At 71.8% G+C, this 21,110-nt stretch carries 21 protein-coding genes and 1 tRNA gene; 17 read left to right on the top strand and 5 right to left on the bottom strand.

Features of this window, described 5'->3' with window-relative positions:
- Nucleotides 1-17: 17 nt before the first annotated feature.
- The 5 genes from ACRQ4B_RS14800 to ccsB are packed head-to-tail and all read left to right on the top strand — an operon-like array spanning nt 18 to nt 4,747.
- Nucleotides 18-674, top strand: a complete 657-nt coding sequence (locus tag ACRQ4B_RS14800; RefSeq protein WP_439692158.1) for a histidine phosphatase family protein — start codon at nt 18-20, stop codon at nt 672-674.
- Nucleotides 671-1,285: a TlpA family protein disulfide reductase gene (locus ACRQ4B_RS14795; protein ID WP_439692157.1), complete on the top strand. Its 615-nt coding sequence runs from the start codon at nt 671-673 to the stop codon at nt 1,283-1,285. Before ACRQ4B_RS14800 ends, ACRQ4B_RS14795 begins: the two co-directional genes overlap by 4 nt.
- Nucleotides 1,286-1,330: 45 nt before the next feature.
- The gene (locus ACRQ4B_RS14790) at nt 1,331-2,029 is read left to right on the top strand and encodes a cytochrome c biogenesis CcdA family protein (RefSeq protein ID WP_439694412.1); all 699 of its coding nucleotides are present in this window, start codon (nt 1,331-1,333) and stop codon (nt 2,027-2,029) included.
- Nucleotides 2,013-3,743 (top strand): cytochrome c biogenesis protein ResB, encoded by a 1,731-nt coding sequence (resB, locus tag ACRQ4B_RS14785; protein ID WP_439692156.1) that lies wholly within the window; start codon nt 2,013-2,015, stop codon nt 3,741-3,743. Before ACRQ4B_RS14790 ends, resB begins: the two co-directional genes overlap by 17 nt.
- Before the next feature lie 5 nt (nt 3,744-3,748).
- Nucleotides 3,749-4,747 (top strand): c-type cytochrome biogenesis protein CcsB, encoded by a 999-nt coding sequence (gene ccsB / locus ACRQ4B_RS14780; RefSeq protein ID WP_439694411.1) that lies wholly within the window; start codon nt 3,749-3,751, stop codon nt 4,745-4,747.
- Between the two features lie 86 nt (nt 4,748-4,833).
- Here ccsB and ACRQ4B_RS14775 read toward each other — a convergent pair whose 3' ends face one another.
- Nucleotides 4,834-5,832: an o-succinylbenzoate synthase gene (locus tag ACRQ4B_RS14775; protein WP_439692155.1), complete on the bottom strand. Its 999-nt coding sequence runs from the start codon at nt 5,830-5,832 to the stop codon at nt 4,834-4,836.
- A gap of 140 nt (nt 5,833-5,972) precedes the next feature.
- Between ACRQ4B_RS14775 and ACRQ4B_RS14770 the strand changes: the two genes are divergently transcribed.
- The 4 genes from ACRQ4B_RS14770 to ACRQ4B_RS14755 are packed head-to-tail and all read left to right on the top strand — an operon-like array spanning nt 5,973 to nt 9,543.
- Entirely contained in the window at nt 5,973-6,419 is a 447-nt protein-coding gene (locus ACRQ4B_RS14770; protein ID WP_439692154.1) for a hypothetical protein, read from the top strand.
- A gap of 41 nt (nt 6,420-6,460) precedes the next feature.
- Nucleotides 6,461-7,390, top strand: coding sequence for a 1,4-dihydroxy-2-naphthoyl-CoA synthase (locus ACRQ4B_RS14765; RefSeq protein WP_439692153.1), 930 nt, complete (start codon nt 6,461-6,463; stop codon nt 7,388-7,390).
- Nucleotides 7,390-8,523, top strand: coding sequence for an AMP-binding protein (locus ACRQ4B_RS14760; protein ID WP_439692152.1), 1,134 nt, complete (start codon nt 7,390-7,392; stop codon nt 8,521-8,523). The genes ACRQ4B_RS14765 and ACRQ4B_RS14760 overlap by 1 nt, the downstream gene beginning before the upstream one ends.
- 24 nt (nt 8,524-8,547) lie before the next feature.
- On the top strand, nt 8,548-9,543 hold the full coding sequence (locus ACRQ4B_RS14755; RefSeq protein WP_439692151.1) for a 1,4-dihydroxy-2-naphthoate polyprenyltransferase: 996 nt from the start codon (nt 8,548-8,550) through the stop codon (nt 9,541-9,543).
- A 3-nt stretch (nt 9,544-9,546) separates the two neighbouring features.
- On the opposite strand, the gene ACRQ4B_RS14750 is transcribed toward ACRQ4B_RS14755, so the two are convergent.
- Nucleotides 9,547-9,870: a DUF4229 domain-containing protein gene (locus tag ACRQ4B_RS14750; RefSeq protein ID WP_439692150.1), complete on the bottom strand. Its 324-nt coding sequence runs from the start codon at nt 9,868-9,870 to the stop codon at nt 9,547-9,549.
- A 64-nt stretch (nt 9,871-9,934) separates the two neighbouring features.
- Here ACRQ4B_RS14750 and ACRQ4B_RS14745 point away from each other — a divergent pair, with 64 nt between their 5' ends.
- Complete coding sequence (locus ACRQ4B_RS14745; protein ID WP_439692149.1) at nt 9,935-10,312, top strand: PLDc N-terminal domain-containing protein; 378 nt, start codon at nt 9,935-9,937, stop codon at nt 10,310-10,312.
- Entirely contained in the window at nt 10,305-12,053 is a 1,749-nt protein-coding gene (gene menD / locus ACRQ4B_RS14740; RefSeq protein ID WP_439694410.1) for a 2-succinyl-5-enolpyruvyl-6-hydroxy-3-cyclohexene-1-carboxylic-acid synthase, read from the top strand. Before ACRQ4B_RS14745 ends, menD begins: the two co-directional genes overlap by 8 nt.
- Before the next feature lie 63 nt (nt 12,054-12,116).
- Here the strand turns inward: menD and ACRQ4B_RS14735 are convergent, their stop codons facing one another.
- Entirely contained in the window at nt 12,117-13,376 is a 1,260-nt protein-coding gene (locus tag ACRQ4B_RS14735) for an isochorismate synthase (RefSeq protein ID WP_439692148.1), read from the bottom strand.
- Nucleotides 13,377-13,477: 101 nt separating this feature from the next.
- On the opposite strand from ACRQ4B_RS14735, the gene ACRQ4B_RS14730 reads away from it, so the two are divergent.
- From ACRQ4B_RS14730 to ACRQ4B_RS14715, 4 genes are all read left to right on the top strand, one after another.
- On the top strand, nt 13,478-14,269 hold the full coding sequence (locus tag ACRQ4B_RS14730) for a demethylmenaquinone methyltransferase (protein WP_439692147.1): 792 nt from the start codon (nt 13,478-13,480) through the stop codon (nt 14,267-14,269).
- 33 nt (nt 14,270-14,302) lie between these two features.
- On the top strand, nt 14,303-15,382 hold the full coding sequence (locus ACRQ4B_RS14725) for a polyprenyl synthetase family protein (RefSeq protein WP_439692146.1): 1,080 nt from the start codon (nt 14,303-14,305) through the stop codon (nt 15,380-15,382).
- A gap of 84 nt (nt 15,383-15,466) precedes the next feature.
- The gene (locus tag ACRQ4B_RS14720; protein ID WP_439692145.1) at nt 15,467-16,837 is read left to right on the top strand and encodes an FAD-dependent oxidoreductase; all 1,371 of its coding nucleotides are present in this window, start codon (nt 15,467-15,469) and stop codon (nt 16,835-16,837) included.
- 16 nt (nt 16,838-16,853) lie between these two features.
- Nucleotides 16,854-17,975, top strand: a complete 1,122-nt coding sequence (locus tag ACRQ4B_RS14715) for a heparan-alpha-glucosaminide N-acetyltransferase domain-containing protein (protein WP_439692144.1) — start codon at nt 16,854-16,856, stop codon at nt 17,973-17,975.
- A 46-nt stretch (nt 17,976-18,021) separates the two neighbouring features.
- Here ACRQ4B_RS14715 and cls read toward each other — a convergent pair whose 3' ends face one another.
- Both cls and ACRQ4B_RS14705 read right to left on the bottom strand, forming a co-directional pair.
- On the bottom strand, nt 18,022-19,482 hold the full coding sequence (cls, locus tag ACRQ4B_RS14710) for a cardiolipin synthase (protein ID WP_439692143.1): 1,461 nt from the start codon (nt 19,480-19,482) through the stop codon (nt 18,022-18,024).
- 16 nt (nt 19,483-19,498) lie between these two features.
- Entirely contained in the window at nt 19,499-19,987 is a 489-nt protein-coding gene (locus ACRQ4B_RS14705; protein WP_439692142.1) for a YajQ family cyclic di-GMP-binding protein, read from the bottom strand.
- 146 nt (nt 19,988-20,133) lie between these two features.
- Between ACRQ4B_RS14705 and ACRQ4B_RS14700 the strand changes: the two genes are divergently transcribed.
- Nucleotides 20,134-20,215 (top strand) — tRNA-Tyr (locus ACRQ4B_RS14700).
- A gap of 61 nt (nt 20,216-20,276) precedes the next feature.
- Nucleotides 20,277-21,098, top strand: coding sequence for an inositol monophosphatase family protein (locus ACRQ4B_RS14695; protein ID WP_439692141.1), 822 nt, complete (start codon nt 20,277-20,279; stop codon nt 21,096-21,098).
- Nucleotides 21,099-21,110 lie beyond the last annotated feature (12 nt).

Genomic DNA, 21,110 nt, shown 5'->3' with positions numbered 1-21,110 from the left:
GACCTACACTGGAACCCATGCCCGCGTCCCGAATCCACCTCGTCCGTCACGGTGAGGTGCACAACCCGGACCGAGTGCTCTACGGACGGCTCCCCGGTTTCGGGTTGAGCGACCTCGGCGCGCAGATGGCGCTTGCGTCGGCGACCGCGTGGAAGGACGCCGGTGTCGACGTCCGTCGCATCGTGGCCTCCCCGCTGCAGCGCACGCAGGAGTCGGCGGCGCCCTGGTCCGCGGCCTTCGGGCTCGACGTCGCCCTCGACGAGCGGCTCATCGAGCCGACCAACCGGTACGAGGGGCAGCCTCCCGGGTTCACGAAGCGGTCGCTGCGGCGCCCGGCGGAGTGGCCGTGGATCGCGAACCCGTTCCGGCCGAGCTGGGGCGAGGCGTACGAGTCGATCGCGAACCGGATGCTCGCGGCGATCACCACGGCGTGGGAGAGCGTCGACGAGGGCGACGTCGTCCTCGTCAGCCACCAGCTGCCGATCTGGATGGTCCACCGCCGGCTCGCCGGCGAGCAGCTCTGGCACGACCCGAGGAAGCGACGCTGCGACCTCTCGAGCATCACGACCGTCGAGCGTGTACCCGCCACCTCGTCCGGCCGGTTCACCGAGGTCGGGTACGCGGACCCGGCGCAGGCACTGCGCGCGACCGCCGTCGATGAAGGAGCAGTGTGATCAGCACCAGCAAGCGGTTCGTGGCCCTCGCAGCGACGGCGGTGGCGGCCGCGCTCGTCCTGACGGGCTGCTCGTCGGACAACGACTCGCTGTCGAAGCAGTACGGCAGCGGGACGACCCAGAACTACATCTCCGGTGACGGCGCGGTGACCGAGGTCGCGACGGACAAGCGCACCGACGCGGTCGACTTCTCCGCGAAGGACATCGACGGCGACACCGTCTCGTCGAAGGCCCTCAGGGGCAAGGTCGTCGTCCTGAACTTCTGGTACGCCGGATGCCCGCCGTGCCGTGCCGAGGCGAAGTACCTCAACACGGTGCACGACCAGTTCGCGGGCAAGGACGTCCAGTTCATCGGCGTCAACGTCCGCGACGAGCAGGGCACCGCCGAGGCGTTCGAGCGCACGTTCAAGGTCGACTACCCGACGGTGCTCGACCAGAAGACCGGGGCGATGCAGCTCGCGCTGTCCGGTCAGATCGCGCCCAACGCCGTGCCGGCGACGATCGTGCTCGACAAGAAGGGGCGCGTCGCCGCCCGGGTGCTCGGCGCGGTCGACGGCCCGGGGATCCTGAACACCCTCGTCTCGGACGAGTTGTCGGGCAAGGCCTCCTGACCCGTGTCCAGCAACCCCTTCGCCGACGCGATCCTCAACGGGCAGATGGCAGTGGCGCTCCCCGTCGCGGCGCTCGCCGGTCTCGTGTCGTTCCTCTCGCCGTGCGTGCTGCCCCTCGTGCCGGGCTACCTCGGCTACGTCGGCGGTGTCGCCGAGGGCGGACAGCGCCGCGGTCGCGTGGTGCTCGGGGTGCTGTTGTTCATCCTCGGCTTCACGGCGGTCTTCGTCGCGTACACGACGGTCTTCGGGGCGCTCGGCTTCTGGCTCGTGCGCTGGCGTGACCTCATCACGCAGATCCTCGGCGTGGTCGTGATCGCGATGGGACTCGTCTTCGTCGGGCGCTTCACGTTCATGCAGCGCACCATCAAGCCCGGCTGGACGCCGGCGACCGGTCTGGTCGGTGCGCCGCTGCTCGGCATCGTGTTCGGCCTCGGTTGGACGCCCTGCCTCGGCCCGACCCTCGCCGCGATCAACCTGCTCAGCGTGCAGTCCGGCAGCGCCTGGCAGGGCATGTGGCTCGGCGTCGCGTACTGCCTCGGCCTGGGGATCCCGTTCGTCCTCGTCGCGCTCGGCGCCGGCTGGGCGACCGGGGCGATCCGCGCCGTGAAGCGCCACATGCGCACCGTCAACATCATCGGAGGAGCGATCCTGATCGTCATCGGTCTGCTCATGGTCACCGGAATCTGGTCGGCCGTCATGTCGAGCGTGGGGGCGGTGATCCAGAGCTATGTCCCGGCAGTCTGATCCCGACACCGACGCGACCGGCACCGACCCCGACGCGACCGGCACCGACCCCGACTCGAGCGGCACCGACACCGCGTCGGACCCGCAGCGACCGTCCGACCACGTCGACGGCACCCCCGTGGCCGAGTCGTCCGCGGCCGGCGGCGGCGACGGCGTTGCCCAGCCGCGTCTGGGTGCGGTCGGCTACCTGCGCTTCTTCTGGCGCCAGCTGACGAGCATGCGGACCGCGCTCTTCCTCCTCATGCTGCTCGCCCTCGCGGCGATCCCGGGTTCGCTGGTCCCGCAGCGCACCGCGGACCCGAACGGCGTGGTGCAGTACAAGGCCGACCACGCGACGCTCTACCCGATCCTCGACAAGCTGCAGGTCTTCGACACCTACACCTCGGTGTGGTTCTCGGCGATCTACCTGCTGCTCTTCGTGTCCCTGATCGGCTGCATCATCCCGCGCACGAAGCACCACTGGCAGGCGCTGCGCACACGGCCGCCGAAGACCCCGGTGCGGCTCACGCGTCTCGCCGGCTACCAGAGGGTCGCCGCCGACGGCACCGACGCGTCGCCCGAGCAGGCCGTGACGCGGGCGATGGCGCTGCTGAAGCGCTCCGGCTACCGCGTCGAACGCTTCGGCGACTCGGTGAGCGCGGAGCGCGGCTACCTCCGCGAGACCGGCAACCTGGTGTTCCACGCGGCGCTCGTCGGGGTGCTCCTCGCGGTCGGCGTCGGCGGCGGGTTCGGCTACACCGGCCAGCGGCTGCTCGTCGAGGGCCAGACGTTCTCGAACGTCCTCGGCTCGTACGACTCGTTCAACCCGGGTCGTTGGTTCCAGCAGACCGACCTCAAGGGCTACAACCTGACGCTCGACAAGTTCGTCACGAAGTACGAGGAGCGCAACCTCGACGCCCTCGGCCAGGCGCTCGACTACTCCGCCACGGTGACGACGAAGGAGCGGGGCGGCACGGCGAAGACCAGTCGCCTGGGCGTGAACGACCCGGTGAGCATCGGCGGGACCAACGTGTACCTGCTCGGCAACGGCTACGCCATGTCGGTGACGGTACGCGACGGCGAGGGCAACGTGGCGTTCAAGGACACCGTGCCGTTCCTCCCCGAGGACGCGAACTACACCTCCACCGGCGTCATCAAGGTCCCGGACTCGGTGCCGGACCAGCTCGGCATGGTCGGGTTCTTCTACCCGACGGCGTCCAAGCTGTCCACCGGCGCGTACGCCAGCGCGTACCCGGACGACCAGAACCCGCTGCTGACGCTGCAGGTGTACACGGGCGACCTCGGCCTCGACGACGGGGTCCCGCAGAGCGTCTACACGCTCGACACCAGCGGCCTCAAGCAGATCGCCGGTCGGCAGTCGTCCACGGCGAGCGTCGAGCTGAAGCCCGGGCAGACCAAGAAGCTGCCGGGCGACGCGGGATCGATCACGTTCGACGGGGTGAAGCGGTACGTGTCCCTCGACGTGCACCACGACCCGTCGCAGCTGTGGGTGGGCGGCTTCGCGGTGCTGTCGGTGCTCGGCCTGCTGACGTCGCTCTTCGTCCCGCGCCGCCGCGTGTGGGTCAAGGTGGTGCCCCGGACGGGCGCAGGAGCGGGGGAGTACGACCTCGAGTACGCAGGACTCGCCCGTGGCGAGGACCCGAACCTCGAGCGGGCCGTGGCGGACCTCGCCAAGCGCCACACGTCGGACCTCGGAGTTAGGATGCCCCAGTGAACGACATGACCACGAACCTCGCGACCTACTCGGTCGTGCTGACGTACTCCGCGATGGCGGTCTACGTCATCGCGTTCATCGCGTTCGCCCTCGACGTCGCGAAGCGATCGGGCAACGTGGCGGCCGCCGCTTCCGGTGCGGACGCCCCGCAGGAGTCGTCTGCCGCCGAGCGCACCATCGCCACCGTCCAGGGCGGCACGGTCGTCCTCGAGAAGGTGGCGCAGTCGTCCGACGGCGGCGGGTCCCGCCGCGGCGGTACCCGGTTCGAGCGGGTCGGCATGGCGATGACGGTCCTCGCGCTCGTGCTGCACGTCGGCTCGATCGTGCTGCGCGGCATCGCGGCCGACCGGGTGCCGTGGGGCAACATGTTCGAGTTCTCGCTGACCGGCACGGGCCTGATCATCCTGATCTTCCTGCTGGTGCAGCTCTGGCAGAACCTGAAGTTCCTCGGCGTGTTCATCACCGGCCTGACGATCATCCTGCTCGGCATCGCGACCGTGAACTACTGGGTGCCCGTCGTCCCGCTGCAGCCCGCACTGCAGTCGTACTGGCTCGTCATCCACGTGTTCGTGGCGATCGCCGGCACCGGGTTCTTCGCCCTGGGCGCCGGCCTCGCCGTGTCGCAGCTGGTGCAGACCTACCGTCAGGGCCGTTCGTCGTCCGGCAAGCTCCGCTTCATGGAGACGCTGCCCGACGCCGACCGGCTCGAGGTGCTCACCTACCGGGTCATCCTGGTCGGCTTCGTCCTCTGGACGTTCACGCTCATCGCCGGTGCGATCTGGGCGGAACGCGCCTGGGGTCGCTACTGGGGCTGGGACACCAAGGAGGTCTGGACCTTCATCATCTGGGTCGTCTACGCCGGGTACATCCACGCGCGTGCGACCCGTGGCTGGCGCGGTGCGCGGTCGTCGTGGCTGGCCCTCATCGGCTTCGCCGCGGTGATGTTCAACTTCTCCGTCGTCAACGTGTTCTTCAAGGGTCTGCACAGCTACTCGGGCCTGTGAGCAGCGGTCGCTGACGCGACCACGACCGGACGGGAGGCACGGAGCCAGCTGGCACCGTGCCTCCCGTCCGTCTGCCGGTCGCGTCCTCAGGCCGCCGCGAGCAGGGCGTGCACGCGGGCGATCCGCGCGAGCCACCAGGCGGAGCGTTCCGGCGACGCCGCGTTCCGCTCGAGGAGTTCGGGGGAGACGGTCGCACGCCGGACCGGGACCGCGCCGTCGACCGGCAGCAGTGGGGTGTCCGTGACGTCCGTCTCGAACATGGCGGCGGTGCCGAGCCCGGCGGCGTAGCCGGGCGACATCGCCTCGGCCGCGAGGAACGCGCCCATCCCGAGGCCGACGGAGGTGTCCAGCGCGCTGGACACGACGCACGGCAGGCCGGCCTCGGCGACGATCGCGCGCGCGGCGGTGACGCCACCGAGCGGCTGCGCCTTCACGACGAGGACGTCGGCGGCGCCGGCCCGGGCGACGGCGAGCGGGTCGGAGGCCCGCCGGACGCTCTCGTCGGCCGCGATCCGCACGCCGAGCCCGTCCACGCGCGCTCGGAGCGTCGACAGTTCCGGGACGGTCGCGCACGGCTGCTCGGCGTACTGCAGCCCGAACGGTGCGAGGCGCTCGAGTGCCCGGACGGCCTGGTCGACCGACCAGAGCCCGTTCGCGTCGACGCGCACGGCGGCGTCCGGTCCCATCACCCGTCGGACCTCCGCCACCCGGGCGACGTCGTCGTCGATCGTGGTGCCGGGTTCGGCGACCTTCACCTTGGCGGTCCTGCAGCCCGGGTAGCGGGCGAGGAGCGTGGCGACGGCCCCCGGTGCGATCGCGGGCACGGTGGCGTTCACCGGGACGACGTCGGCGGCGGGTTCGTGGTCGGCCCACCCGAAGTCGACCGCTGCCCGCAGCCACGCGGTGGCCTCGGCGTCGTCGTACTCGACGAACGGGGAGAACTCGGTCCAGCCGGACGGACCGCGCAGGACCACGGCCTCCCGGGTGGTGATGCCGCGGAACCGCACCCGCATCGGCAGCGCTACCACGTGCGCATCCGCCAGCAGTTCGGAGCGTGAGGGGAGTTCGGCCGCGTCGGGGAGCACGTCCCCATCCTGGCAGCGTCGTCCAGCGCACCTCACGGTTCCTCGGAGGGGACCGCCAGGGCAGGGCATTAGCATGCATCGGTCGGCCAGGGTCGGCAGGGTGTGCACCACCAGGTGACGATCAGGACGAGGGAGGCTCGGTGCCGGAACCGCAGCAGCGTGCAGCGCGAGCGTCGGCACCCGGTCGGGACACCGACGAGTTCGCGCGGCTGATGCAGCGCAACACCGTGGACGTCCGGCACCAGGCGCAGCGTGGGCGGAAGCGCCGCAACCCTGTCGTCGGCAAGATCGCCCTCGGGCTCGCGGTGGTCTCGGCCGCCGTCGACGCCAGTGCCTTCGCTGTCTTCATGGGCGGCGACACCGACTTCGCGTTCGGCATCTGCTTCGTCGTGGTCTTCCTGACCCTCGTCGCCGCGGTGCTCGGGTTCGTCGCCGCCGTCGGGTCCTTCGGTCGCTGGTACGGCGCCGTCGGTGTGGTGGTGGCGTTCTTCGCCAACCCCGTCATCCTCGTCGTGCTGCTCGTGATCGTCGCGCCCGAGGTGCTCACCGACATGGGCGGCGGGGCCGCGGGCCAGCTGGGCAGCTGACGCGTCCCGGTCGTCCTGCGGCGCAGCGGTACCGTGGGGGCATGGCTGCTCCCGTCTCCGACCTGTTCGATCCCGACGTCTGGACCGAGGCTCCGATCGCGGAGCAGTTCACCGACGTCACGTACCACAAGCACGTGTCGCGGGGGATCGTCCGGGTGGCCTTCGACCGACCCGAGGTCCGCAACGCCTTCCGTCCCCGCACGGTCGACGAGCTGTACCGCGCCCTCGACGACGCCCGGCAGGACCCCCGCGTCGGTGTCGTCCTGCTCACCGGCAACGGTCCGAGCCCGAAGGACGGCGGCTGGGCGTTCTGCTCCGGCGGTGACCAGCGCATCCGGGGGCGGAGCGGGTACCAGTACGTCGGCGACGAGGGTGCTCCGCCCGAGGGCGTCGACCCGGCTGCGGCCCAGGCGTCGATGGGCAGGCTGCACATCCTCGAGGTCCAGCGCCTCATCCGGATGATGCCGAAGGTCGTCATCGCGGTCGTCCCGGGGTGGGCGGCCGGCGGCGGGCACTCGCTCCACGCGATCTGCGACCTCACCATCGCCAGCGCCGAGCACGGGAGGTTCAAGCAGACCGACGCCGACGTGGGCTCGTTCGACGGCGGCTACGGCAGCGCCTACTACGCCAAGCAGATCGGCCAGAAGTTCGCCCGAGAGGTCTTCTTCCTGGCGCAGGAGTACTCGGCGCAGCGCGCGTACGAGATGGGCGCGGTGAACGCTGTCGTCCCGCACGAGGACCTCGAGCGCGAGGCGATCCGCTGGGGCGAGATCGTCCTCGGCAAGTCCCCGACGGCGATCCGGATGCTCAAGTACGCCTTCAACGCGGTCGACGACGGCATGGTCGGCCAGCAGGTCTTCGCCGGCGAAGCCACCCGGCTCGCGTACGGCACCGACGAGGCGGTCGAGGGTCGCGACTCCTTCCTCGAGAAGCGCGCCCCCGAGTGGACGTCGTTCCCCTGGCACTACTGATGACCCGTCCACTGGTCACGTCCGGCACATCGGACCCGTCGGTCGTGCTCCGCGGCCTGGAGGCAGCACTCGCCGGCGGCCCCGCGCTGCTCCCCGTCGCGGAGGACGCTCCGGAGCGGCCCGACCCCGCTCCGGCCGTCGTCCCGCAGCGGGTCGCCCTGGTCGTCGAGACGAGCGGGTCCACGGGGACCGGCAAGCGCGTGGCGCTGTCCTCGGAAGCGCTCCTCGCCGGGGCGGCCGCGGCGGACGCCGCCCTCGGTGGCCCGGGCAGCTGGGTGCTCGCGCTGCCGACGCACTACATCGCCGGGCTCAACGTCCTCGCCCGGTCGATCGCCGCGGGGACCACCCCGGTCGTCGTCCGGCCCGGACACTTCGACGCAGCCGCCTTCGCGGACGCGGCAGAGCGGCTCGTCACCGGGCCGGCCGCGCCGCGTCGGTACACGTCGCTCGTCCCGGTGCAGCTCGCCCGGGTGCTCGACGACGACCGGGCGACTCGGGCCCTCGCCGGGTTCGACGCGGTGCTCGTCGGCGGGCAGGCGACTCCCGCGCCGCTCCGGCAGCGCGCCCTCGACGCCGGGGTGCGTGTCGTCACGACCTACGGCGCGAGCGAGACGAGCGGCGGGTGCGTCTACGACGGCGTGCCCTTCGGCACCGTCCGCGCCGAGGTCGTCGACGGCGAACTGCTCCTCGCCGGGCCGATGCTCGCCGAGGGCTACCTCGACGACGACGCGCGCACGGCCGCCACGTTCGTCGAGCGTGACGGGCTGCGCTGGTACCGGACGGGCGACGCCGCCGAGGTCGTCGACGGCCGGGTCCGGGTGCTCGGTCGACTCGACGACGTGGTGATCTCCGGGGGCGAGAAGGTCCGGCTCGGACAGGTCGAGCGCCTGGTGCGCGAGCTCCCCGGGCAGGACTCCGCGGTCGTCACCGGGCGCGCATCGGGGGAGTGGGGCGAGGTCCCGGTCGTGGTGACGGCCCGCCCGATCGACCTGGAGACCGTCCGCGACCACGTCGGCACCGCGCTCGGCCGGGCCGCTCGTCCGGCCGCGGTCGTCGTCGTCGACGCCGTGCCGATGCTCCCGTCCGGCAAGCCCGACCGCCGGGCGGTCCGGGCACTCGTCGCCGAGTCGTAGGCAGGCCGAATAGGATCGACGGTCGTGGCACGAGCGAAGAACGAGACGCACAAGCGAGGCCGGTCCGGCAACCCGGCGAAGGCAGCGGCCCCGGCACGCACCCGGGGGAAGGCGACGGCGCGCGACTGGATCGGCGGCGCCCGGCTCCGCACCCTGACCCTCGGCGTCGTGCCGGTGGTGCTGGGCACGACCGTCGCGTTCGTGGACAGCGGCCAGCCCGGTGACTTCGGTGGCTTCCTGGCGTCCGACGGCCGTCTGGCGATCGCGATCCTCGCCCTCGCGGTGGCGCTGTTCCTGCAGATCGGCGTCAACTACAGCAACGACTACTCCGACGGGGTGCGCGGCACGGACGAGTTCCGCGTCGGCCCCGCACGGCTCACCGGCGCCGGGCTCGCGAAGCCCCGGACGGTGCTCGCCGTCGCGCTGACGTTCTTCGGGTTGGCAGCCGTCGCCGGCATCGTCATCATCGTGCTCACCCAGCTGTGGTGGCTGCTGGTCGTCGGGGCCGCCGCGATCGTCGCCGCGTGGTTCTACACCGGTGGCAAGAAGCCCTACGGGTACAACGCTCTCGGCGAGGTCTTCGTGTTCGTGTTCTTCGGGCTCGTCGCCGTGCTCGGCACCGAGTTCGTGCTCATCGACGCGGCCACGCCGAGCGGCTGGGCCGCGGCGGTCGCCGCCGGGTTCTTCGCCTGCGCAGTGCTGATGGTGAACAACATCCGCGACGTCGACGAGGACCGTCTCGCCGGCAAGCGCACCCTCGCGGTCGTCGTCGGCCGGCCGGTGGCCCGCGTCCTGTTCGGGCTCTTCCTGATGCTGCCGTACGTGGTGCTGCTCTGGTTCGTGCTGCTCTACTTCCGTACCGGGTTCACGTACTTCTCGCTGCTGCTCGCGCTCCCGGCGCTGGCGATCGGTGTGTCCTCCCGGAAGCCCCGCGAACTCATCACGGCGCTGCAGCTGTCGTCGTTCGCGTCCCTCGCGTTCGGCGTGGTCCTCGGGATCACCCTCGCGATGCTGCCGTAGGGGTCAGTCCTCGTCGTGCTCGCGACGCGCGGCGTGCCGGTCGGCGTCGGACACCGGGCGGACGACCGGTGCGTCGGTGTCCGCGGCGTCGACGAAGTCGTCCTCGAAGTCGGTGTCCGCGTCGCGCTCCGGCTTCCCGCGGCGGTTGGCCAGGCTCGTCGTGACCTGCTCGCGCAGCTTCCCGAGGGCGATGTAGGAGACGAGCAGTCCCACCAGGGCGCCGACGATCACCGCCCAGTACCAGGGCATCGGGGTCAGGAGGAGCAGCGCCACGGCCGCGGCGAAGATGCCGAGACGGGCCAGGGTGTAGACGAGCCACGCTTTCACGCGGCAAGTCTACGGATGCGCGACGGGCAGGGACCCCACAGGCAGGCGACCTAGACTCCCGGCCATGGTCCGACTGTGGTTGATCGTCGTCGTGGCCGCCGTGGCGTTCACGGTGTACGCGGCGATCGACTGCGCCACGATGCCGCGGCAGCGTGTCCGTTCCCTCAGCCGTGGCGTCTGGGTCCTCCTCGTGATCGTGCTGCCCGTGCTCGGCGGCGTGCTGTGGTTCCTGCTCGGCCGTGCGCCGGCGATCGGACCGGGTGGTGGCTCCGGGTACCGTGGACCCGAAGACGACCCGGACTTCCTCGGCGGCCCGCACGGCCCCGAGCAGCACCCCACGGACAAGGACCAGGACGACGAGACCCTCCGAGACCTCGAGCAGCAGTTCCGCGAGCGAGAGCGCCGCAACCGTCGAGACGACGACGGCCGCGCCGATCGCTGACGGTCCGGCGGGCTCCGGCAGCCCTGCGACCGACTTCGCCCTGACGCTCTTCCGCGAACTCGCGCGCGCAGGCGTCACCGACGTGGTGGTCAGCCCGGGCTCCCGGTCGCAGGCGCTCGCCCTCGCCGCCGTCGCCCTCGAGCGGGCCGGCGGCATCAGCGTGCACGTCCGGCTCGACGAACGCACCGCCGGGTTCTACGCACTCGGGCTCGCGGTCGAGTCCGGGCGGCCCGCCGCCGTCGTCACCACGTCCGGCACCGCCGTCGCCAACCTGCACCCCGCCGTGCTCGAGGCACACCACTCCGGCGTGCCGATGATCGTCGTGAGCGCCGACCGTCCTGACGAACTCCGCGGCATCGGCAGCAACCAGACCACCGTCCAGCCGGGGATGTTCGGCGCCGCCGTCGCCTTCGTGCGCGACGTCCAGGCCCCGACGACGCACGGCGCCGACGCGAGCACCACCGACGCCGTCCGGACCCTGGTGCGCCAGGCCGTCGCCGCTGCCGCCGGGCACGAGGGCCAGCCCGGACCGGTCCAGCTCAACGTCGCGTTCCGCGAGCCGCTCTCCGCCGGACTCGGCGACGACGCCGTGCAGGCGGTGCCGGACGACGAGGTCGACCTGGCCTTCGCCACCCGGCGGGTGCACTCCGGTCTGCCGGTCGCGGACCTGACGCCGGACGACCAGCCCGCGACGGTCGTCATCGCCGGACACGACGCCGGGGCGGACGCCGAGCGGATCGCCTGGGAGCTCGGTGCGCCGTTGGTCGCGGAGGTGTCGAGCGGGGCGCGCTTCGGACGGAACCTCGTCGTGACGTACCGCGAACTCCTGCGCGACCCCGACTTCGGCGGCGCCGTCCGCCGCGCTGTGGTCCTCGGCCACCCCACCCTCAGCCGTGAGGTCCCCGCACTCCTCCAGCGCCCCGACGTCGAGACCATCGTGGTCCGCGGACCGGGTGCCGATCCCTTCGACCCGGCCCGTGCCTCCCGGCCGACCGCAACGACCACCTTCGTGTCGGACGTCCGCGTGACGGGCCGCACCCGACCGGAACACCGAGCGTGGGTCGGACGGTGGGTGGCGGCCAGCCGCGCGCTGCTCGGCGACGGCGACGCCGGGCCGGACCTCGACGCGAAGCGGTCGAGCGACCGCGCCGAGCGCAACAAGTTCCTCCGCGACGAGGTCGCCCTCCGTCGTCGTCCGGTCGACCGGACGATGCTCGCCGACGCGGTGTGGGGCGCGACCTGGCCGCACGACCGGCTCGTGCTCGGGGCGTCGCAGATCATCCGCGTCGCGGACGGGCACGTCGCCGGCAAGGCGATCCGGGTGCACGCGAACCGCGGGCTCGCCGGGATCGACGGCACCGTCTCCACCGCACTGGGCATCGCCGCGGCCCTCGAACGGTCGTCCGCGTCGATCGGCACCACCCGGGTGCTGCTCGGCGACCTCACGCTGCTGCACGACCTCGGCGCGTTCGTCACCGGCACCGAGGAGCCACGGCACCGCGTGCAGGTCGTCGTCGGCAACGACGCCGGGGGAGCGATCTTCCGCGGGCTCGAGGTCGCGGCGACCACCCCCGAGGCGGACATGCGCCGGATGATGACCACCCCGCAGACCGTCGACGTCGAGCGCGTCGTGACGGGGCTCGGGTGGGAGTACCGGCGCGGGGCGACCTGGGGCGACCTGGAGCGCGTGCTGACGGACCCGGCCGAGCGCGTCGTCATCGAGGTCCCGCTCGCTGACTGACGGTCCGGGCCAGGCCCGTGACCGGCGCGGCGGTCGGCGGCCGAGCGTGCTCGGACCGGCGGGCTAGGCGAGCGCGTCCGCGATCGGGCGGAACTTCAGCGCCGTCTCCGCGACCTCGCGCGCCGGGTCGGACCCGGCCACGATGCCCGCGCCGGCCCACGCCCGCACCAGGCCGTCGGTGTCGATCCGCGCACTGCGGAGCGCGAGCATCCACTCGCCGTCCCCGTTCGCACCGAGCCAGCCGACGGGCCCCGCGTAGCGGCCGCGGTCGACGCCCTCCAGTTCGGCGACGAGCCGCACGGCCACGTCGGTCGGCGTCCCCGCCACGGCGGCCGTCGGGTGCAGCGCGTCCGCGACGTCGAGCGAGGTGGTGCCCACCGGCAGGGTCGCCTGCACGTCGGTGGCCAGGTGCCACAGGTTCGGGAGCTGCAGACGGAACGGCTCCGGGTCGGCGCGCAGGTCGGTGGCGATCGGGCGGAGCGCGGCCAGGAGGCTGTCGATCGCGAAGGCGTGCTCCCCGACGTCCTTGGCGCTCGCGGCGAGGGCCTCTGCCGCCGCACGGTCCGAGACCGCGTCGGTGCCGCGGGCGGCGCTGCCGGCGAGGACCCGGGCGGACAGCCGGGTGCCGTCGGTGCGGGCGAGGGTCTCGGGCGTCGCCCCCACGAGGCCGTCGACGGCGAACGTGACGCACTGCGGGTAGGCCTCGGCGAGGTCGAGCAGGACGGCACGGCGATCGGCGTCGGCGGGGAGCTGCCCGACGAGGTCCCGGGCGAGCACGACCTTCGCCGCGTCGCCGGCGGCGATGCGCCGGACGGCGTCGGCGACCTTCTCGGCGTAGGCGTCCGCGTCGATGCGGCCGGGTCCGAGCGCGACGGAGACGTGCGGACCCACGTGCGGCACGGGCACCGAGGTGCGGGTGAAGGCCAGGGGAGCGGGGTCGGGCGTCGTGTCGACGGCGGTCAGCCAGGCCTTGCCGCGGCGGCGGCCGATGACGACGCGGGGGACGATCAGCACGCTGGTGTCGGCGGAGTCGTCCGCGAAGGCGAACGACCCGAACGCGACGAGGCCGGTCCCGCGCAGCTGCACCGGGTCGTCGACCACCGCGCCCTGCACGAGCGTCCGCCAGACCGCCGATGCCTCCCGCATGCGCTCCGGACCGCTGAAGGTGAAGCGCAGTGCCTCGCCGATGCCGACGATGCCGTCACCGTTCCGGACGAAGGCGAGCGGGCTGTCCCGGAGGGTGTGGCGGAGGACGGCGCCCGGGTCGTCGAGGATCCGGGTCGAGACCGTCAGCGGTGGGGCCGCCGTGGTGGTTCGGGTCACCCGACCGATCGTACGCGCCGGGGCCGGGCCGGCCGCACGCGCCGGGGCCGGACTCGCCGTGCTCGGGTGAACGCTCGGGCGGGACCTCTAGGATGTTGCGGGTGAGCAGAGCGGACCTGAACAAGCGGCCGGACGAGGTGGCGGCCATGTTCGACGACGTCGCCGCGAAGTACGACCTCACGAACGACATCCTCTCCGCGGGCAACGCCCCGCTGTGGCGTGTCGCGACGGTCCGCGCGGTCGACCCCCAGCCCGGCGAGCGCGTGCTCGACATCGCCGCGGGCACGGGCACGAGCGCCGCGGCCTTCGCGAAGAAGGGTGCGGAGGTCACCGCGCTCGACCTCTCCGCGGGGATGATCGCGGTCGGGCGGGAACGCCACCCGGAGATCACCTTCGTCGAGGGCGACGCCGAGCACCTGCCCTTCGAGGACGACTCCTTCGACGCCGTGTCGATCTCGTTCGGCCTGCGCAACGTGAACGACCCGATGCAGGCGCTCGGCGAGATGCTCCGCGTCCTCAAGCCCGGCGGCCGGGTCGTCATCTGCGAGTTCTCCACGCCGCCGCTCGCCGCGCTCCGGTTCGGGTACAGCGCGTACCTGAAGCGCGTCCTGCCCGGCATCGCGAAGCTGTCGAGCAGCAACCCCGCCGCCTACCGCTACCTGGCGGAGTCGATCGACGCGTGGCCCGAGCAGCAGGTGCTCAGCCAGTGGCTCCGCGGCGTCGGCTTCACGATGGTCGCCTACCGGAACCTCACCGCCGGTATCGTCGCACTGCACCGCGGTCGCAAGCCCGTCGCCGGCGAGGTCCGCGAGTCGGTCGCCCGACGCGCGAAGGCACGGCGTGAGCACCAGCACACCGGTGAGCAGCCGAGCGTCGACCCCACCGACGCCTGACCGGTCCGTCCACCCCCGAACACGGAGCAGCACTTGAATCCGAGCGTCCCGGTCGCACGTCGCGCACCGAGTCTCCGCGCGTCGCTGGGCATCGGCGAGCGACTGTTCGCCACGCCCTCGGAGCGACGGTTCATCGCGGCCGTCGACGACGGGCTCGAACTCGTCGAGCAGGGCCTCGAGGAGGCGATGCGCTCCACGGACACCCTCGCCGACACCACGAGCCGGTACCTGTTGTCCGCAGGCGGCAAGCGGATCCGGCCGACCCTGACGCTCCTCATCGCGCAGCTCGGCGACGGGGTGACCGACGCGGTGGTGAAGGCCGCCGTGAGCATCGAGACCACCCACCTCGCCTCGCTGTACCACGACGACGTCATGGACGAGGCCCCGGTCCGACGCGGTGTCCCGGCGGCGCACGTGACCTACGGCAACAACGTCGCGATACTCACGGGCGACCTGCTGTTCGCCCGCGCCAGCCTCATCACGGCCGACCTCGGGACCGAGGGCATCCGGATGCAGGCGGAGACCTTCCAGCGGCTCTGCATGGGGCAGCTGCACGAGACGACCGGCCCGCAGCCCGAGGACGACCCGGTCGAGCACTACATCCAGGTCCTCAGCGACAAGACCGGTTCGCTCATCGCGACGGCCGCCCGAGCCGGTGTGATGTTCTCCGGCGCCGACCGCGCCTACCTCGACGCGGTCGGCACGTTCGGCGAGAAGGTCGGCGTCGCCTTCCAGCTCGTCGACGACGTGATCGACCTCGCCCCGGCGAAGGACAAGACCGGCAAGATCGCCGGGAACGACCTCCGCGCGGGCGTCGACACCCTGCCGCTGCTGCAGCTCCGTCGCCTGGCCGCGACGGGCGCACCGGACGCCGTGGACCTCCTCGAACGGATCGAGCGTGACGTGAACGCGGCTCCGGACGACGTCGTCGACTCGGCGCCGTACCAGTCCGCCGTCGCCGCGCTCCGCGAGCACGAGGCCACCGCGGCCACCCGTGCCGTCGCGGTCCGCTGGGCGACCGAGGCGGTCGACGCCCTCGCACCGCTGCCGGACGGCACGGTCAAGCGGGCGCTGATCCGCTTCGCCGAGTCCGTTGTCGAGCGAAGCCGCTGACGCGGCGCGAACACGACTGCTGACCCGCTCGCAGACACGAGAACCCATCGGGAGCCCCCCACCCGAACGAACTGGAGACGAACAGTGCCCACCCTCCGAGTCGCCATCGTCGGCGCCGGCCCCGCCGGCATCTACGCCGCGGACATCCTGCTGCGCGAGGCCCACGGCCACGACGTGTCGATCGACCTGTTCGAGCAGCTGCCCGCGCCGTACGGTCTCGTCCGCTACGGCGTGGCGCCGGACCACCCCCGCATCAAGGGCATCATCAACGCCCTGCGCGACGTGCTCGACCGCGGCGTCGTCCGGCTGTTCGGCAACGTCCGCTTCGGCGAGGACATCACCCTCGACGACCTCCGGAAGCACTACCACGCGGTCGTGTTCTCGACGGGCGCGATCAAGGACGCCGACCTCGACGTCCCGGGCGTCGAGCTCGAGGGGTCCTACGGTGCGGCCGACTTCGTGAGCTGGTTCGACGGCCACCCCGACGTCCCGCGCACCTGGCCGCTCACCGCCGAGAGCGTCGCGGTGATCGGCAACGGCAACGTCGCCCTCGACGTCTCGCGCATCCTGGCGAAGCACGCCGACGACCTCCTGCCGACGGAGATCCCGGCGAACGTGTACGAGGGGCTGAAGTCCTCGCCCGTCACCGACGTCCACGTGTTCGGTCGCCGTGGCCCGGCGCAGGTGAAGTTCACGCCGCTCGAGCTGCGCGAACTCGGCGAGCTCCGCGACGTCGACATGATCGTGTACGACGAGGACTTCGACCACGACGAGGCCTCGAAGACCGCGATCGCCACGAACAAGCAGGTCATGGTGATGAACCGGGTGCTCGAGCAGTGGCGCACCCGCGAGACCGGCCAGGCCAGCCGTCGTCTGCACCTGCACTTCTACGCGAAGCCCCTCGAGTTCGTCGGCGAGGATGGCCGGCTCACGGCGATCCGCTACGAGCGCACCCGTCCGAACGGCCAGGGCGGGGTCGAGGGCACCGGTGAGATCCGCGAGATCCCGATCCAGGCCGCGTACCGTGCCGTCGGCTACTTCGGCTCGCCGCTGCCCGGCGTGCCGTTCGACGAGCGCCACGGCGTCATCCCGAACCACGAGGGCCAGGTCCTCGACGACGACAACCAGCAGCTCCCGGGCGTCTACGCCACCGGCTGGATCAAGCGCGGACCGGTCGGCCTGATCGGGCACACGAAGTCCGACGCGATGGAGACCGTGCAGCACATCGTCAACGACCAGGCGAGCTGGTGGACGCCGGAGGACCCGTCCGAGGGTGCCGTGCCGGCCCTGCTCGCCGCCCGCGGGGTCGCGTACACCGACCTCGACGGCTGGCACAACCTCGACGCCCACGAGCTCGCGCTCGGCGAGGCGGAGGGCCGCGAGCGGATCAAGGTCGTCCCGCGCGACGAGATGGTCGACGTCTCGCTCGGTCGCGCGAACGCCACCGCGAGCTAGTACCGGAGCCCACGCCGTGACCGACGCACGCCCCGCACCGCCCACCGCGATGCGGGGCGTGCCCGTCGTCCCGGCGGGGCGCCTGCAGGGCGTCGACGTCGCCCGTGCCGTCGCGCTGCTCGGCATGGTCGCGACGCACGTCGGCGGCATCGCGGACGCGCTCGACTGGTCGGACCCGGGTACCTGGGCGGCCGTCGCGCACGGGCGGTCCTCGTCGCTCTTCGCGGTGCTCGCGGGGGTGTCGATCGGGTTGACGAGCGGCCGCACCACCCCACCGGGTCCGCCCGCGATCGGTCGCGTCCGGGGTCGGTTGGTGGTCCGTGCGGCGGTGGTCGTCGCGATCGGTCTGCTGCTCATGGCACTGCAGACCCCGGTGTACGTGATCCTGCCGACGTACGGGGTCCTCTTCCTGTTGGCCGTCCCGGTGCTCCGGTTGCGGGCACGCTGGTTGCTCCTGATCGCGGGCGCGTGCGCGGTGGCCTCGCCGGTCGTCGCGCTGGCGACCGTGCCGTTCTACGCGGACGCCGGCACGTGGGAGGTCCAGCTCGGCCTGGTCTACCCCGTGGTCACCTTCCTGGCGTACGTGCTGGTCGGCCTGGCGGTCGCCCGGGCGGGCCTGGAGGTGCGGAGCACGCAGGTCGCGCTGCTCGCGTCCGGCGCTGTGGTCGCGCTGGTCGCGTACGTGGTCGGCGCCGTGCTCGCCCCGGTGCCGGACGACGCAGTGTTCGCGTTCCCCGGGGTCCCGTACGCGGGGGAGGGCAGCACCGGCGGGGAGGCGCTCGCGCAGCTGTTCCTGTCGCCCCGGGACCACTCGTCGTCGATCGTCGACGTCGTCGGGACCGCGGGGATCGCCGTCGCCGTGATCGCCCTGTGCACGCTGCTGTTCGACGGCCGTGGACGGACCGTGCAGCGCATCGCGTTCCCACTCGCGGCGGTCGGGTCGATGCCGCTCACCGTGTACGCGGGACACCTCGTCGTCCTGGCGGCCCTGCCGGAGTACCCCGACTCCGGGGCTGCGTGGGCGTGGTTCGCGGTCGGTTCGGTGCTCTTCGCGATGACGTGGCGGACGTTCCTCGGCCGCGGGCCCCTGGAACGCCTGACCGCCCGCCTGACCCGGCTGGTGCCGGACCCGCGCTGACCCGTGGGAGCCGCGCCGCGCCTCCAGGCCGGACGCGCCGGAGGCGCTACTGCAGCGCCGCCGTGAGCCGCGCCACGTTGTCGAGCACCTGCGAACGACGCGGGCGGTCCAACCACGCGTCGAGCGTGAGCTCGAAGCTGTGCTCCTTGTAGGCCGCCTGCACCTCGCGGAGGGCGTCCACGAACCGGCTGCCGCGCACCATGACCGACACCTCGAGGTTGAGGCTGAACGACCGCATGTCCATGTTGCTCGACCCGATGACGGCCACGTCGTCGTCGATCGTGAAGTGCTTGGCGTGCAGGATCGTCGGCGCCCGGTAGAGCCAGATCTTCACACCGGCCCGGAGCAGTCCCTCGTAGTAGGAGCGCTGCGCGTGCCAGGTCATGGCGTGGTCGCCCATCTCGCCGACGAACAGCTCGACCTCGACCCCGCGCTGCGCCGTGGTCGTGATCGCGTAGAGCATCGAGTCGTCGGGCACGAAGTACGGGGAGGTGATCGACACCTTCTGCTGTGCCGAGTACAGCAGCGCGTTGAACAGGCGGAGGTTGTTCTCGCCGTCGAAGCCAGGGCCGGACGGGACGACCTGGCAGTCCAGGGCGTCCCCACGGTCGGCGCGCTGCACGGGGTCGCTCTCGCGGAGCAGGAGTTCGTCGGTCTCGCTGTACCAGTCGGTGACGAACAGGGCGTTGAGGCCGGCGACCACGGGCCCCTCGAACCGCGCGAAGAGGTCCTTGTACGCCATGCCCTTGTCGAGGTGCGACTTGAGGTCGTAGGACTTGTCGATCAGGTTCTGCGAGCCGGTGAACGCCACCGAGCCGTCGATCACCATGATCTTCCGGTGGTTGCGGAGGTCGGGGCGCTGGAACTTCCCCTGCAACGGCAGCAGCGGGAGCATCAGGTGCCACTCGATGCCGGCGCGGTCCATGAACGCCAGGGTGTCCTTGTAGCCCGGGTAGCCGCGGCTCGCCCAGTGGTCGAGCAGGAAGCGCACGGTCACGCCACGGGCCTGGGCCCGGGCGAGCGCCTCGAAGAACGGGCGCGTGGTGTCGTCGAGCGTCGCGATGTAGAACTCGACGTGCACGAACCGCCGGGACTGGTCGATCGCCCGGGTCATCTCGGCGATCGACTCGTCGTAGTCGGGGTAGAGCTCCGCCGAGTTGCCGCCGACCAGGGGCATCGCGCCGAGTTCGCGGTTCAGCCGCGTGATGCTGTCCAGCCACGTCGGCCACGGGTGGTCGCGGCGCACCCGCTCGATGCCCTCGGTCTGCTCGAGGATGTACGCGTTGATCTCGGTCTGCTTCTCGCGCCGGGCGTGCGGCAGCTTCGTCGACCCGATGACGAGGAAGACGATGAACCCGATGTAGGGGATGAGGAAGATCGCGAGCAGCCAGGCGGTCGCGGTCTGCGGCTTCCGGTTGATCGGGACGTAGATGATCGAGAAGACGCGGATCGCCAGGTCTAACAGGACGAGGAAGACCGTGATCGCGACGTTGAGCCAGTGCTCCACAGCGGTGCGTGGCGCGTCAGCGGAAGTTGATGAACTGCAGCGGCACGTCGAACTCTTCACCCTTGAGGAGCTGGATCGTGTTCTGCAGGTCGTCGCGGCTCTTCGAGGAGACGCGCAGCTCGTCGCCCTGGATCTGGCTCTTCACGCTCTTCGGGGCGTTGGCGCGGAGGAACGCACCGATCTTCTTCGCGACGTCCTGCTCGATGCCGTTCTTGAACTTCACCTCGATGCGGTACTCCTTGCCCGAGGGGTAGGGATCGCCGGCGTCGAGGCTCTTCAGGCTGATGTTGCGCTTGATCGCCTTGCTCTGCAGGACGTCGAGGACGGCCTTGGCGCGCTCTTCGGAGTTCGCCTTGATGAGGACGTCCTCACCGCTGAACGCGACCGAAGCGCCGGCACCCTTGAAGTCGTACCGCTGTTCGATCTCCTTGGCGGCCTGGTTGAGGGCGTTCTCCGCCTCCATCTTGTCGACCTTGCTGACCACGTCGAAGGAACTGTCTGCCATGCCGGACAGCCTATCGGCGGTCGGGAGGCGCGGTTCGGCCCGGGTGCACCGGTGCGGTCCGGCGGGTGGTCACGACCACCGCCGCGGATCCGCTATGCTTTCATGCGCGCCTTCGGTTGGTGACTACACGGGCCGGGTGCGCACATGGCAAGTTACCCAAGCGGCCAAAGGGATCTGACTGTAAATCAGCCGGCGTAGCCTTCGGGGGTTCGAATCCCTCACTTGCCACACACCACACGAAAGCCCCGTCCCCGGACGGGGCTTTCGTCGTTGCTGGCAGGATCGATGAATGACCTCCGACCTGACCCCGTCCCAGTTCGCCGACCTCGCCGAGTCGATCGCCCGTGACGGTGCGGCGCTCGCAGCTCGGCGTCGTGCGGAGGGCGTCGAGGTCGCCGACCGGAAGTCGAGCATCGTCGACGTGGTCACGGCCGCCGACCGCGAGGTCGAGGCGCTCGTCCGGGCCCGGATCGCCGAGGCCCGTCCGGACGACGCGTTCTTCGGGGAGGAGTCCGGCACGGGCGCCGGCACCTCGGGGATCACGTGGGTGGTGGACCCCATCGACGGCACCGTCAACTACCTCTACGGCAGCCCCGAGTACGGCGTGAGCATCGGGGTCGTCCGGGGCTCGGCGGACCCGACGACCTGGGAGCCGGTGGCGGGTGTGGTCGTCGCACCGGCCACCGGCGTCGTGTTCCGTGCGGCGGTCGGTGCGGGTGCGACGCGTGACGGTGTGCCCGTGCAGGCCGGTGCGCCGGCGTCGCTCGCGGAGACGCTCGTGGCCACCGGGTTCGGCTACACCGTGGACCGACGCCGGCAGCAGGTCGAGGTGCTCGCCGGGCTCATCGGCGAGGTCCGTGACATCCGCCGCGGGGGAGCGGCCTCGCTGGACTGCTGTGCGGTCGCTGCCGGCACCGTCGACGCGTACTACGAACGCGGGATCAACCCGTGGGACATGGCCGCGGGGTCGATCGTCGCGCGGGAGGCCGGCGCAGCGGTCCGCATCTGGGAGGCGGGCGGCACCCGGTCGTTCCTCTTCGCGAGTCCTGCCATCGCGGACGATCTCGAGGCCCTGATCCGCTCCCTGGAGGACCGGGCGTTGCCGGCCTGAGCCCGCTCGTCC

The sequence above is a fragment of the Curtobacterium sp. SP.BCo genome, from assembly GCF_051903265.1.
In the GTDB taxonomy this organism is placed as follows: domain Bacteria; phylum Actinomycetota; class Actinomycetes; order Actinomycetales; family Microbacteriaceae; genus Curtobacterium.
This window is presented reverse-complemented; position numbering and strand designations above follow the sequence as displayed.